This window comes from Rhodovulum kholense, from assembly GCF_003053725.1.
GTDB classification, from domain to species: domain Bacteria; phylum Pseudomonadota; class Alphaproteobacteria; order Rhodobacterales; family Rhodobacteraceae; genus Rhodovulum; species Rhodovulum kholense.
Window position 1 is genome coordinate 367,452 of the sequence record NZ_QAYC01000003.1, and the last position, 12,830, is coordinate 380,281.

The following is a 12,830-nucleotide window of genomic DNA, read 5'->3' on the forward strand; positions in this document are numbered from 1 at the left end:
GGGGTTATCGGAGACCGTCATCGTGAGGGAAATTTGTCGGAACTGCGGTGGTTTCGCAGAAAAGGGCGGCGCACCGGGTCGGCCGGGCGCCGCACAAGGGCCGGATCAGCTGGTGCTTTGGTCCACGCAGGTGCCCGTGGCCGTGTCGAAGGTCTGGCCTTCGCCGCAGGTATTGGCGTTGATGCGCTTTTCCCAGCCGCATTCGGCCGAGGCGAGCGCGGGCACGAGCGCAAGCGCCGCCGCTGCAAGGATCGTCCTGGTGGTCATGGTGCATCTCCCTCCTGAAGGTGGAGGGAGGATAGCACCGAATCGCTTGGCCAGGCGTTCACGGAAATATCAGCAGGCGCGTTCCCGCCCCGAAACGCGCCGCGCGGCCGGGCTCAGCTTTCGCCGAAGACCCGCTTGAACAGGGTGTCGACATGCTTGGTGTGATAGCCGAGGTCGAATTTCTCCTCGATCTCGGCGGGGCTCAGCGCCGCCGTGACCTCGGCATCGGCCAGCAGCTCTTCCTTGAAGTCCTTGCCCTGTTCCCAGACCTTCATGGCGTTGCGCTGCACCAGGCGATAGGCATCCTCGCGGCTGACACCGGCCTGGGTCAGCGCCAGCAGCACCCGCTGGGACATCACCAGTCCTTTGAACTTGTTCATGTTCGCAAGCATGTTCTCGGGGTAGATCACCAGCTTGTCGATGACGCCCGCGAGCCGGTTCAGCGCGAAATCGAGCGTCACGGTCGCATCGGGCGCGATCCCGCGCTCGACCGAGCTGTGCGAGATGTCGCGTTCATGCCAGAGCGCCACGTTCTCCATCGCGGGGACCACGGTCATGCGCACCAGCCGCGCGAGCCCGGTGAGGTTCTCGGTCAGGACCGGGTTGCGCTTGTGCGGCATCGCCGAGCTGCCCTTCTGGCCCTTCGAGAAGAACTCTTCGGCCTCCAGCACCTCGGTCCGCTGCATGTGGCGGATCTCGATGGCGACATTCTCGATCGACGAGGCGATCACACCCAGCGTGGCGAAGAACATCGCGTGGCGGTCGCGCGGAATGACCTGGGTGGAAATCGTCTCGGGTTTCAGGCCCATCTGCTTGCAGACATGTTCTTCGACCGAGGGGTCGATATTGGCGAAGGTGCCGACAGCGCCCGAGATGGCGCCGGTTGCGATCTCCTCGCGGGCGGCAACGAGGCGGCGCCTGCCGCGTTCCATCTCTGCATAGAAACGGGCGAAGGTCAGGCCCATGGTGGTGGGCTCGGCGTGGATGCCGTGCGACCGCCCGATCCGCACCGTATCCTTGTGCTCGAAGGCGCGGCGCTTGAGCGCGGCCAGCAGCTTGTCCATGTCGGCGATCAGAAGATCGGCCGCGCGCATCAGCTGGACGTTCAGGCAGGTGTCGAGCACGTCCGACGAGGTCATGCCCTGATGGACGAAACGCGCCTGGTCCGAGCCCACATGTTCGGCCAGATGGGTCAGGAAGGCGATGACGTCATGCTTGGTGACGGCCTCGATCTCGTCGATCCGGTCGACATCGAAGACCACGTCCTTGGCCTTCCAGACGGCTTCGGCGTTTTCCTTCGGGATCACCCCCAGCGCGGCCTGGGCGTCGCAGGCATGGGCCTCGATCTCGTACCAGATGCGGAACTTGGTGGAGGGGTCCCAGATGGCGGTCATCTCGGGGCGGGCATAGCGGGGGATCATGGGCGCAGCCTTCGCTTGGACGTGGGTTCGCGGTCTGATACCGCCTGCGCTCAGGCGCGGCAAGAAGCGGGGGCAGGGTGCCGGAACTTGGCGATTTCGAGGGATGCTGGCGGCTGACGCGGCGGATCGACGACCGGCTGAGCGGGCAGGTGCTGCGGCTGACGGGCAGGGCGGTCTTCGCGCGCGATGATGCGGGGCTTGTCTATGACGAGACCGGGCGGCTCGAACTTCCCGGTCAGGCCCCGGCGGTCGCGACCCGGCGCTATCTCTGGCGCGCGGGCGCCGCGGGGATCGAGGTCTTCTTCGAGGATGGCCGCTTCTTTCATGCGCTGGGTCCGGGCGACCGACCCGAGGCGCGACACGACTGCGCGCCCGATCTTTACCGCGTCCGCTACGATTTCGCCGCCTGGCCCTGCTGGTCGAGCCGCTGGGAGGTGCATGGCCCGCGCAAGAATTATGCGATGGAGAGCGAATACCGGCCCGAATCTTAGCCGGGGGTCACCGTCGCGTCCCGCCGGGCCTTGCGCCGGAAGCGCCGCTCGGGCAATACGGGTTGCAACGGATGCAACGGGAGTGACCGTAATGGCGTATGCCCTGACCGAAAAGGTCCTTGTCGACAACATCATGCCCCGGAACGGCGCGCTGCGCGTGGCGCGGGACGCGGCTCTGGTCGTGGCCGGGATCGCGATCCTGGCGCTGGCGGCCCATATCAAGGTGCCGATGTTCCCGGTGCCGATGACCATGACCACCTTCGCGGTGCTGACGCTGGGCGCCGCCTACGGGCCGCGGCTGGGTCTGATCACTATCCTCGGCTACATGGGTGTCGGCGCGCTGGGCTTCGACGTCTTCGCCGGGTCCTCGGCCGAACTGTCGGGGCTGACCTACATGATGGGCTCGACCGGCGGCTATCTGGTCGGCTACGTGCTGGCCACCCTGGCGCTTGGCACCTTCGCCCGCGCCGGATGGGACCGCTCGATGGGCCGGATGGCCGTGGCGATGCTGGTCGGCAACGTGGTGCTCTACGTGCCGGGCCTGATCTGGCTCGGCCAGCTTTATGGCTGGGACCAGCCGATCCTGGCCTGGGGCCTGACGCCCTTCCTGCTGGGCGACGCGCTGAAACTGGCGCTGGCCGCGCTGGCGGTTCCGGCGGTCTGGCGGCTGATCGGCCGCGACTGATCGCCCCAAGATACGGCATTTCGGAAAGGGCGTGGCCTTCGGGCCGCGCCCTTTTCGTTTTGGCCCCCCCCGGGCCTAGGCCTCGGTCCCTTGACGGGACTTGCCGAGACGCCCGCCGCGGGCTCTGATCGGCCCATTACCCAAGCTGCGCCGATCCTTCAGACAACGCTGCCCTACACCCCCTGGGCCGAGCCCGCGATGCGGCGCCTGCCGGGCATCCAGCCGCTTGCCCCGGATCTCTGGCTGATCCGCGACGAGGCCTATGGCGCCCAGATGGCCGAGCGCGGCCGGCTGATCGCGACCCATCGCGAGGCGGTGCATGCGATGCGCCCCGAGGCCGAAGACGCCGCCTGGGAGCTTTACGATCTCGTGCTGGCCGATCTGGCTCCGCGTCCCGGAACCGTCATCGGCGCCGCGGAGGTCCTGCGCCCCGACGGGGTGCGGGTGCCGCTTGAGGGGCCGCCGCTTGTCCGGCTGGGGCGGTTGGTGCAGGAGGATTTCTGTCTGCTGCAGCCGGGCCCCGAGGGACCGGTTCTGACCGGCGCCATTCTCTGCTTTCCGGCAAGCTGGCTGCTGGCCGAAAAGATCGGCCGTCCGTTGGGCGCCGTGCACGGCCCGGTGCCGCAATATGACGGGATGCTGGCCGCCCGGGTCGACCGGCTGTGTGCGGGGCTTGCGCCCGGACGGCCGCTCTGGCGGGCCAATGCGCATTTCTACACCGACCCCGCGCTTTTCCAGCCCCGCCCCGAGGCCGCGCCGCGTGCCAAGGTGGCCGGTCCTGCGCCCTATCTTCGAAGCGAACGCCAGGTGCTGGTGCGGCTGCCGCGGACCCGGGCGGTGGTGTTCTCGATCCACACCTATGTCGTAGCGACCGAAAGCCTGAGCGCTGCCCAACGCGCGGCGCTTGAGGCGCATCCGATCGGCTATGATCCGGCGCGCCCGGCCTGATCCCTGAGGGGACGCAAAAAGGGCGCCCGAAGGCGCCCTTTCCGAAATTCGGTCCGAAGGACCCGATCAGCAGCTGTAGTACAGCTTGTATTCCATCGGGTGGGGCGTGTGTTCGAAGGCGTAAACCTCTTCCCACTTGAGCTCCATGTAGCCTTCGATCTGGCTCTTGGTGAAGACGTCGCCCGCCAGCAGGAAGTCGTGGTCCTTGGCAAGGCTTTCCAGCGCTTCACGCAGCGAGGCGCAAACGGTGGGAATGCCTTCCAGTTCCTCGGGCGGCAGGTCGTAAAGGTTCTTGTCCATCGCCTCGCCCGGATCGATCTTGTTCTTGATCCCGTCGAGACCGGCCATCAGCAGGGCCGAGAAGGCAAGATAGGGGTTCGCCGCCGGATCGGGGAAGCGGGCCTCGACGCGCTTGGCCTTCGGGCTCTCGGTCCACGGGATACGGATGCAGCCCGAGCGGTTGCGGGCCGAATAGGCGCGCAGCACCGGGGCTTCGAAGCCCGGGATCAGCCGCTTGTAGGAGTTGGTCGAGGGGTTGGTGAAGGCGTTCAGCGTCTTGGCGTGCTTCAGCAGGCCGCCGATGTACCACAGCGCTTCCTGGCTCAGATCGGCATATTTGTCGCCGGCAAACAGCGGCTTGCCGTCTTTCCAGATCGACATGTTGCAGTGCATGCCCGAGCCGTTGTCGCCCGCCATCGGCTTCGGCATGAAGGTCGCCGTCTTGCCGTAGGCCAGCGCCACGTTGTGGATGACGTACTTGTATTTCTGCAGGTTGTCGGCCTGTTTCTTCAGGCTGTCGAAGATCATGCCCAGCTCGTGCTGGCAGGTCGCCACCTCGTGGTGGTGCTTGTCGACCTTCATGCCGATCCGCTTCATCGTGGACAGCATTTCCGACCGGATGTCCTGGCCTTCGTCCGACGGGTTCACCGGGAAGTAGCCGCCCTTGTAGGTCGGACGGTGGCCGAGGTTGCCCGACTCGTATTCGGTGTCGGTGTTCCAGGCGGCATGCTCGACGTCGATGGCATAGGCGACCTTGTTCGGGGTCACGGCATAGCGCACGTCGTCGAAGATGAAGAATTCGGCTTCGGGGCCGAAATAGGCCACATCGCCGATGCCCGAGGATTTCAGATAGGCTTCGGCCTTCTCGGCGGTGCCGCGCGGATCGCGGTCATAGGCTTCGCCGGTATCGGGCTCGACCACCGAGCAATGCACGCAAAGCGTCTTCTCGGCATAGAACGGGTCGATATAGGCGCTGTCCGGGTCGGGCATCAGCTTCATGTCGGAGGCTTCGATCGACTTCCAGCCGGCGATCGACGAGCCGTCGAACATGAAGCCTTCGTCCAGGAAATCCTCGTCCACCAGGTCGGCCATCACCGTCACGTGCTGCAGCTTGCCGCGCGGATCGGTAAAGCGGATGTCGACGTATTCGACGTCCTCGTCCTTGATGGTCTTGAGAACCGTGTCTTTGCTCATGTGACCTTCTTCCCCTCTGTACTTAGGTTTGGTCGCGTCCTGGCCGGGCGGACCCGGCGCATGCGTTACGGGTGTCTTAAAGGGCGTCCTCGCCGGTCTCGCCGGTGCGGATGCGGATCGCCTGCTCGACAGGCGAGACGAAGATCTTGCCGTCGCCGATCTTCTCGGTCTTGGCGGCGTTGACGATGGCCTCGATGGCGGCCTCGACCTGATCGTCGGGAAGGACGATCTCGATCTTCACCTTGGGCAGGAAATCGACGACATATTCGGCGCCGCGGTACAGCTCGGTATGGCCCTTCTGGCGGCCGAACCCCTTCACCTCGATCACCGAAAGACCCTGAACGCCGGCTTCCTGCAGTGCCTCTTTGACCTCGTCGAGCTTGAAGGGTTTGATGATCGCCTCGATCTTCTTCACGGCGCGCGACTCCCTCTTGGTATGGTTCGACGCCCGACAGACCACTTTCCCCCGAGGCGCACAATTGGCTAGGCTGACGCGCAAGTTGGGCGTTCATGGATTCTTGGGGCGCTGCCCGGGAAGTGGGCGACATGCCTGCGGAATGAGCGCTTTGGAAACGAATTTTGAGGGTTTCGATGGCCGAGCTTCTGACCTCTGCCCAAATGCGCGCCATCGAGGCCGACGCGATGGCGCGTGGCGATGCAGATGGCGCGACACTGATGGAGCGCGCGGGCGAGGGCGTGGTCGCGGCGGCCCTGGCCGAATGGCCCGATCTCGAGGCAGGGCCCAAGGCCGCGCTGGTGCTGTGCGGACCCGGCAACAACGGCGGCGACGGCTTCGTGGTGGCCCGCCTGCTGGCCGAGCGTGGCTGGCGGATCGAGCTGTTCCTGTTCGGAGCCCCCGACCGGCTGCCGCCAGACGCGCGCCGCAACCATGACAGCTGGGCCTCGATGGGCCGGGTGCGGCCCTGGGACGACGAGACCGTGGCCGGGCTGGTGTCTTCCGGCGATGCCGATCTGGCGGTTGATGCGCTTTTCGGCAGCGGCTGCAGCCGGGGGATCGGGGCCATTGCGGGGCAAACCGCCGCTGCGCTGGACGTCTTCCGCGCGGCGGGCGGCCGGACGCTGGCGGTCGACATGCCAAGCGGGCTTTGCACCGATAGCGGGCGCGATCTTGGCGGCGTGCTGCCGGCGGCGCTGACCGTGACGTTCCACCGCGCCCGGATCGGCCAGTTCACCGCTGAAGGAAGCGCCTTTTGCGGCCGGATCGCCATCGCCGATATCGGGCTCGACCAGGACGTTGCCTGTCCCGGCGCGGTCGCGCTGGTCGAGGCCCCCGGGCGCGTCATCGGCAAGGCGGCGGCCATCGGCGGGCATAAATACAGCCACGGCCACGCGCTGGTGCTGGCGGGCGGGCCGGGACGGACCGGCGCCGCGCGTCTGGCGGCGCGCGGGGCGCTGCGGGTGGGGGCCGGGCTTGTGACCCTGGCCGCGCCCGGGGCGGCGCAGCTCGAATGCGCCTGCCATCTGACGGCGGTGATGTTGCGCGCGGTCGATGGCCCGGAGGATCTGACAGCCTTGCTGGACGATCCGCGGTTCTCGGCGCTGTGCCTCGGCCCGGGGATGGGGACCGGCCCGCGCGAGGCGGCGCTGCTTGCGGCGGCGCTTGCCAGCGGACGCCCCGCCGTGCTCGACGCCGATGCGCTTCGCCTGTTGGCGAAGACGGCCGAACCCGTCGCGGGCCTGCATGGACACTGCGTTCTGACGCCCCATGGCGGCGAGTTCGCCCGGCTTTTCCCCGATCTCGCCGAGCGGCTCGCGGCGCACCCCGCGCGCGGCCCTGCCTTTTCGCGGATCGAGGCGGTCCGGGCGGCGTCCGCGCGGTCGGGGGCGGTGGTGCTGTTGAAGGGCGCCGATACCGCGATCGCGGCCCCGGATGGCCGGGCCGCGATCCACGCGGCGCTTTACGACCGTGCCGCGCCCTGGCTCGCGACGGCGGGATCGGGAGACGTGCTGGCCGGGCTCGTGACCGGCCTGCTGGCCCGGGGCCGCCCGGCGTTCGAGGCCGCAGCCGAAGCCGCCTGGCTTCACGCCGACGCCGCGCGCCGGGTCGGTCCGGGTCTGATCGCCGAGGATCTGCCCGACGCCTTGCCCGCGGTGTTCCGCGCCCTCGATCTGTAGGCCGATCCGGCAGAGCGCCTGCGGCGCACGCTTTCCTGTGCTCGCCCTTCGGGCGGTAGAAATTGGGTATTTTCGCCAAGAAGAAAGAGGCACGCGGGCGATTCCATTGGCTTTCGGGCGAAAGCGCCTTTGGCGAGCCGCAGGGCCTCCCTTCGGGGCAGCCTTACGGCCGGAGCCTGCGGGTCGAAGCGGCCCTTACGGGCGGTTTTTCCGCTCGCCAGCTTCCGGGGGCTTTGCTAGAAGGGCGCGGATCGAAAGGCGGCGGTTTGCATCGGGGCTTTTCGGTGCTGCTGTGCGGGTGTGGCGGAACTGGTAGACGCACCAGATTTAGGTTCTGGCGCCGCAAGGCGTGGGGGTTCGAGTCCCTTCACCCGCACCACTTTGATTTCAAAGAGAAAATGTCTGTAGTGGTAATGCCGCCGCCCAATTGATCGGGCGAGTTCGGCAGTTTGTTAGCGCTTTCCTGTTTCGTTTCTGCTCTGTTCCCGTGCCGTCTGGGCCCTTCGGGAGGCCGCTTTTGGGTTCGCCTGGGCGGTATATTTCTGAACCATCGAGAGTGTCTTGTGGCCGGTTACGGTCTGGATGTCGCGCATGTCGACACCCGCATCGGCCAGCTGGGTCGCCGCCGTGTACCGCCAGCCATGCGGCGCCAGGCGGCCTTGGCCCGACAAAACGCCGATCGCTTTCCGAATATCCTCGACCCTCTTCTGCACCTGACGTTTTCCCATGTGCTGCGTGCGGTTCTTCGCAAGAATAAAGGTTCCGTTCCGGGGAATGGTTTCCAGGAAACGCTGAAGGCGCGTCGGGCAGTACACTTGGATCTTGGCTGAGGTCTTCTCCTGAACCACTTTCATATACTCGCTATCGAAGTCGTCCCATTTCATCGAGATGCAGTCACCAAGCCTCTGGCCGGTGCCGATCGCCAGTTCATAGATGATGGGTTCGACGCTGTGCTCTTCGCATACTGCTTCGAAGGCGAGCAGTTTGTTCTCGGGCCATGGCTCATAAGTTTGTCCTCGGGCCATGGCTCATTTTCGCCGCCCGTCAGCTTCTCGACATCCACGATTGGGTTGCGGTCGATCCATTCGAGGTTAACGGCGTGGCGCATGAGGATCGAGAGGACGGCCACGCGCTCGTTGGCCTTCGACCAGGTATCCTGCAAGGCATCGCGCGCCTCGATTGCGTGTTTGCGCCGGAAGGAACGTACATCCCTTGCTCCATTCTTCTCACGGATCGCTTCGCAATGCCGTCTGTAGTTGGCTGCGGTCCCCTTGCTGAGGCGCTTGTACTTCGAGCTCTGGTAGCAGCTGGCGATCAGTGGGTCCCAAGTCGTCCGGGACGCCGCAGACGATTGCCCACGACGCAGATGCCAGTATGCCCGCAGGAAGGCGTCGCTGCCGGGCGCCGCCTTGAGACGTACCCTTGTCTTGCCTTTCCCGAAGTAGTGGTAGGTACGCCCCTTCACGGTGATGGTGTCCAGATAGGGAAGCTCCAGCTTCTTCAACTTTCGAAGCTTTCGTCGGGAACGGTGCCAGTCAGGATGGCTTCCAGGCCAGACACCCGCCACCGCAGCACCTGCCCAGCGAGGTCGATGGGCTGCGGCAGCGCGCCGATTTGGACGAGGTTCCTGAACTCGTTCGTGCGCATATCCAATATCCGCGCCGCGGTTGCTTCCTTGACGGCCAAAAGGGGGTGCGTCTGGACATGTGTTCCCTCCCTTTCTGGCGGTTGTCCTGTGTGAAGGCGTCCTGAAAGTTTAGTCGATGACGAGCGCCTGACGGGACATGTCATGTCTGGAAACTGCTTGGAAATATGTGGATTGCGCCCTGACATTGTGGAGAATTCCCTCTCCACGGGGGCAAGAGGGCGATCTTGCCTCCGTTGCTTTCGGGCACTCAAGTTTGGCACGGATTTTCCCAAAGAGAATTTTGCGGAATCACGTGGACCTTCGCTGAGCCAAGAGACTACGGGTGCCCAAGGTCTTGCGAGCCGGGTCTGCCATGCCGTGTCCACCGGCGTATGAGACACGACGTCGGACGGCGTTCCCTCAAACCACTGTGCCAGGGCTGAGGCGTTCATTTCGCGCCGCTGCACCAGGTCGTTCGAGATATTCACAAGAGTGTCCTTTCTCGATCCGAGCAGTGCATATGCCTTGCGTTCCGCCTGCCCCAGTTTTGCACGGACCCTCTGCTTCTCCTGCTCGGTCAGCCTTTGCATCTCGGAGGGCCCCAGCCAGCCGTCGCCGTTACAGCCAAGGCCAAGCTCCCGGTCCATTTGCAGGACCAAGCTGGTTGCCAAGGCAAGATCGCTTTCCCTATCTCCACCAGCGCCGCCAGAGATATCGCCCAGCAGCAGCCTCTCGGCTGCGCGACCGCTCATGAGGATCAGCAGTTCGGTCTCGATTTCCTCGACCGTAAATTCGGCGAACGTCGAACGGCGCTCGGTCCGGCCGTCGCGATCGGAGAGGCTGAGTTTTACGACAGATCCCGGCACCAGCAGTTCGGCTGCAAGCGCGTGACCGGCTTCGTGGACGGCGATACGGCGGAGCAGTTCCGGGTTGGGCTGATCGATCCTGAGGTAGCCGGCGCAGCAGGTCGGATGACGACGGCCGTGGCGGCGCGCAATGCGGCATCAAGTTCGGCGGGGGTCTTGCCGACTGCGGCGCGGGCCAGGGTGTCGATCTCGCTTTCGGACAGCTTGTCCGCCAGCACTTTGCCTAGGATCCGGCTGATGTCCGCGATCAACGGTAGTGGCATTCGCACGGTCTGGTCAAAGCGGCCAGGGCGCGTGATCGCAGGATCGAGTCTGCTGATCTGGTTGCAGGCCCCGATCAGGATCACGCCCGGTGTGCGGACCAGACGGTCGATCTGCTGAAGGAAGCCGTTCACAACCTGAACCCGGTAGCTCATCCCACGCTGATCGCCGCCGAAGCTCGACCCGACCGCGTCGATTTCATCAACAAAGAGCACGCAGGGCGCTTTAACCGCCGCCTCGTCGAAGCACTTGATCATCGCGGCAAGCATATGTCCGAGATATCCTCGGGCCTGCCAGTCGGCGAAGCTGCCCTCGACCAGAGCGATGCCGGCCGCCTCAGCCAACTGCCGGGCAAGATAGGTCTTGCCTGTGCCTGGGGCGCCATGGATCAGAAGGGAGCGTGACATTTCGCTCCAGTCCAATTCGCCAGCCTGCCATGCCGCGAGATCCGCCACGATGTTTCGGACAGCCTCGTGAGCAGGGGTAGCGCCGTCGATGATCGCTGGGCCGGAGCGCTCTCGCGCGACCACGCCGGGGGGCGCCGCCTTGGTCATCAACGAGATCCGTTTGGCAACCCCTTGAGCTGCAGGCGCGCGGCACGCCATAGCCAGATGTCCCGCCTCCAAACTGGCCAGGCTCTCGTCGTCGGGCAACATTGCCCGCACGCTTTCCTCATCGATCCTTCCGGTCGCGCTGTGGCTGACGCCCAGGGCAAAGAGGAGAATATCGGCATTCACCTTTTCCAGGACCAGAACGCGCGCGCGTGTCTCGCCGGTGCCGAAGGAAGCTGGCAGGTGCTCCTGCCGCCCGACTGGCAGCAGGATTGGCGCCGGATGGTGAAGCAAGCGCTCCAGTTCCTTTTCCATGACCGGCCGGTCGGGCAGCTGGAGCACCGGGTGCGGCGCGGACCTAGGCGCCCGGCTTTGGGTCGACCAGCCATTCGGCAGCATGTCGCCAGTCAGCAACTTTCCGAGGGAGAGGGTGGGTTCGAGTCCCACCACGACCGTCAACGCTCCGGGTTGGAGGCACGCCTCCCAGCCCTCTGCATTCTGGAAGGTTGCGGCGAGGCGCGCGACGAGGATCACGTCGCGCAGGGGAAGCGGGATTGCGGCGCGGGTGGTGCCGTTCGCCGCGGTGGCGAAGGGATCGCCGCCGTCTGCCGCGATGGCGTGCCACTCCTCTGGTGGTAGATGGGACGCACTGCTGACGCGGCCCATGGTCACGGCGGCCGACTGCATCCCGGAGGCCGCGCGGCGCGCAGGCGGTTTCGGGCTGTCGCCGCCGTCATACGCCATCAGAGCGTTGCCAGCGGCGGCGCATCGTTCAAGGTCGACGATGTTGGTTTCGGTTGCGCGCAATCGCGCGATGCAGTCCTGGGCGAAGGCCCACCACTGCGGGCGCTTCGCGCCAGTTTTCTTGGGAAGGGGAGATTGGGAGGAAGGTTGGGTCATTGGCGTCTCCGTACTGTACGGATCATGGCGCCCGGTACAGGCGCGCGATCCGGAATGGGTCTTGGGATGAATCCGGGGGGAAGAGTTGGCGCTGTCCGGAATGTGGGTGTGGCGGCGCACGCCGGGGCCCTCCGCGCACTATAGCGTGCGGGCTTTGCTTCCGGGAGAAGGGGCTGGGCCACCGCGGAGTTTCCGGTGTCAGGCAGAGCTGTCCCGGAACCAAGTACACGGGCGCCGCTCTTCTTAACGGATTTCGTTGAGGCGCTTCAGGATGAGCGGCTCGATCTCGATCCCGTAGACCTCAGTCTTGACTGATCGCCAGTCCTGGAAGTGCGCGTGTGGGATGATCGCGTCGGGATGAGACTTCTTCAGCGCCCGGTGCAGGGCCTTTTCGCAACACAGCGCGGTATGGCGAGTTGGTTGCGGGACGGTCTGCAGAAGCTCTGCCTGGATTCCGGGTTGAAGCAGGAGCTGGTGACGCAGCCGCGACTGCGGGTCGCGCGAGAAGCCGAGCTTGACCACCTTCAGTCCAGTCGGAAGCTCCATACGAATGGCATAGAGGTTGCTTTGCGCGGTGGCCCAGCCCTCCCCGCATGCGGTGCATTGAAAGCGACCGCTCTGCATGTTTGCTTGGGCTACTCGCTGCCTGTGCCCACGGCCGTGCCGATAGATCCTGTAGTTCGGGTTGCCTTCCGGATCGCTTCCCTGCAGTTGCCAGCCACGGTCAGCTGCTTCTTCGGCTTCTTTTCCGGAATGACAGGTCTCGCATCGCAACTTGCAATGGCCGTTTGCGATGCGCTCGATCTGGGCCACTTCCGTTCCAGGAAAAAAGGTCCATGTGACCCGCCACGACCTGGCGTGCGGTCCGCAGTTCAGCGGCGGTCTCGCAGTCGAGCGTCCAACCCCGCACCACCTTTCGTCCGAAAGCCCCTGCCTCGCGACAGCACTGCCCAGGATGGGGGCAAAGCCACCGGAACTCGCAACAGATGACCATGGTTCAAAATCCTATGCTGCACTCACCCGGTTCCTGGCTATTGCTGCCGCTCAGCGCTTTTTGGAAAGACTGCCTGATGGCTCGCGAAGGTCGCGCTACGTTTGACAACTGTCGCCGCCGCAGATCCGGGTGCGCGCCGATCGAACCAAGCGGGAAACAGGGCGCCGCCGGACGCGGGGCTAGGGACCGCAATCCGCCGGTTGCACATCC

13 protein-coding genes and 1 tRNA gene are annotated in these 12,830 nt (G+C 65.3%); 5 read left to right on the top strand and 9 right to left on the bottom strand.

Going from position 1 to position 12,830, the window contains the following annotated elements:
• Positions 1-105 precede the first annotated feature (105 nt).
• Together C8N38_RS21510 and purB are read right to left on the bottom strand one after the other, a co-directional pair.
• Positions 106-267 carry a hypothetical protein gene (locus C8N38_RS21510; RefSeq protein WP_165828132.1) on the bottom strand — a complete coding sequence of 54 codons (162 nt, stop codon included), beginning with the start codon at positions 265-267 and terminating at the stop codon, positions 106-108.
• A gap of 113 nt (positions 268-380) precedes the next feature.
• Positions 381-1,688, bottom strand: coding sequence for an adenylosuccinate lyase (gene purB / locus C8N38_RS06465; RefSeq protein WP_108025044.1), 1,308 nt, complete (start codon positions 1,686-1,688; stop codon positions 381-383).
• A gap of 77 nt (positions 1,689-1,765) precedes the next feature.
• On the opposite strand from purB, the gene C8N38_RS06470 reads away from it, so the two are divergent.
• The 3 genes from C8N38_RS06470 to C8N38_RS06480 all read left to right on the top strand — a co-directional run bounded on the left by C8N38_RS06470 (position 1,766) and on the right by C8N38_RS06480 (position 3,812).
• Entirely contained in the window at positions 1,766-2,179 is a 414-nt protein-coding gene (locus tag C8N38_RS06470; protein ID WP_108025046.1) for a DUF6314 family protein, read from the top strand.
• A gap of 133 nt (positions 2,180-2,312) precedes the next feature.
• On the top strand, positions 2,313-2,864 hold the full coding sequence (locus C8N38_RS06475) for a biotin transporter BioY (RefSeq protein WP_245895558.1): 552 nt from the start codon (positions 2,313-2,315) through the stop codon (positions 2,862-2,864).
• Positions 2,865-2,954: 90 nt separating this feature from the next.
• Positions 2,955-3,812: a heme-dependent oxidative N-demethylase family protein gene (locus C8N38_RS06480; RefSeq protein WP_245895539.1), complete on the top strand. Its 858-nt coding sequence runs from the start codon at positions 2,955-2,957 to the stop codon at positions 3,810-3,812.
• A gap of 66 nt (positions 3,813-3,878) precedes the next feature.
• On the opposite strand, the gene glnA is transcribed toward C8N38_RS06480, so the two are convergent.
• The gene (gene glnA, locus C8N38_RS06485) at positions 3,879-5,285 is read right to left on the bottom strand and encodes a type I glutamate--ammonia ligase (protein WP_108025052.1); all 1,407 of its coding nucleotides are present in this window, start codon (positions 5,283-5,285) and stop codon (positions 3,879-3,881) included.
• Positions 5,286-5,361: 76 nt separating this feature from the next.
• On the bottom strand, positions 5,362-5,700 hold the full coding sequence (locus C8N38_RS06490; protein WP_075785018.1) for a P-II family nitrogen regulator: 339 nt from the start codon (positions 5,698-5,700) through the stop codon (positions 5,362-5,364).
• Between the two features lie 176 nt (positions 5,701-5,876).
• On the opposite strand from C8N38_RS06490, the gene C8N38_RS06495 reads away from it, so the two are divergent.
• Both C8N38_RS06495 and C8N38_RS06500 read left to right on the top strand, forming a co-directional pair.
• Positions 5,877-7,421 carry an NAD(P)H-hydrate dehydratase gene (locus C8N38_RS06495; protein WP_108025054.1) on the top strand — a complete coding sequence of 515 codons (1,545 nt, stop codon included), beginning with the start codon at positions 5,877-5,879 and terminating at the stop codon, positions 7,419-7,421.
• A gap of 294 nt (positions 7,422-7,715) precedes the next feature.
• Positions 7,716-7,800 (top strand) — tRNA-Leu (locus C8N38_RS06500).
• 73 nt (positions 7,801-7,873) lie between these two features.
• Here C8N38_RS06500 and C8N38_RS06505 read toward each other — a convergent pair.
• The 5 genes from C8N38_RS06505 to C8N38_RS06520 all read right to left on the bottom strand — a co-directional run bounded on the left by C8N38_RS06505 (position 7,874) and on the right by C8N38_RS06520 (position 12,439).
• Complete coding sequence (locus tag C8N38_RS06505; protein ID WP_245895541.1) at positions 7,874-8,305, bottom strand: tyrosine-type recombinase/integrase; 432 nt, start codon at positions 8,303-8,305, stop codon at positions 7,874-7,876.
• The gene (locus C8N38_RS21810) at positions 8,302-8,925 is read right to left on the bottom strand and encodes a hypothetical protein (protein WP_245895543.1); all 624 of its coding nucleotides are present in this window, start codon (positions 8,923-8,925) and stop codon (positions 8,302-8,304) included. Before C8N38_RS21810 ends, C8N38_RS06505 begins: the two co-directional genes overlap by 4 nt.
• A complete protein-coding gene (locus tag C8N38_RS06510) occupies positions 8,922-9,914 on the bottom strand; it encodes a M41 family metallopeptidase (RefSeq protein ID WP_170120301.1) in 993 nt (330 codons plus the stop codon). The genes C8N38_RS21810 and C8N38_RS06510 overlap by 4 nt, the downstream gene beginning before the upstream one ends.
• Positions 9,896-11,626 (bottom strand): AAA family ATPase, encoded by a 1,731-nt coding sequence (locus tag C8N38_RS06515; protein WP_108025060.1) that lies wholly within the window; start codon positions 11,624-11,626, stop codon positions 9,896-9,898. Before C8N38_RS06515 ends, C8N38_RS06510 begins: the two co-directional genes overlap by 19 nt.
• A gap of 243 nt (positions 11,627-11,869) precedes the next feature.
• A complete protein-coding gene (locus tag C8N38_RS06520) occupies positions 11,870-12,439 on the bottom strand; it encodes a hypothetical protein (protein WP_146176233.1) in 570 nt (189 codons plus the stop codon).
• Positions 12,440-12,830: the final 391 nt, after the last annotated feature.

Excerpts from the sequence above, each read along its gene's own strand:
- C8N38_RS06505 (WP_245895541.1), bottom strand. The coding sequence starts at position 8,305 with ATGAAATGGGACGACTTCGATAGCGAGTATATGAAAGTGGTTCAGGAG.
- glnA (WP_108025052.1), bottom strand. The coding sequence starts at position 5,285 with ATGAGCAAAGACACGGTTCTCAAGACCATCAAGGACGAGGACGTCGAA.
- C8N38_RS21510 (WP_165828132.1), bottom strand. The coding sequence starts at position 267 with ATGACCACCAGGACGATCCTTGCAGCGGCGGCGCTTGCGCTCGTGCCC.
- C8N38_RS06475 (WP_245895558.1), top strand. The coding sequence starts at position 2,313 with ATGCCCCGGAACGGCGCGCTGCGCGTGGCGCGGGACGCGGCTCTGGTC.
- C8N38_RS06515 (WP_108025060.1), bottom strand. The coding sequence starts at position 11,626 with ATGACCCAACCTTCCTCCCAATCTCCCCTTCCCAAGAAAACTGGCGCG.
- purB (WP_108025044.1), bottom strand. The coding sequence starts at position 1,688 with ATGATCCCCCGCTATGCCCGCCCCGAGATGACCGCCATCTGGGACCCC.
- C8N38_RS06495 (WP_108025054.1), top strand. The coding sequence starts at position 5,877 with ATGGCCGAGCTTCTGACCTCTGCCCAAATGCGCGCCATCGAGGCCGAC.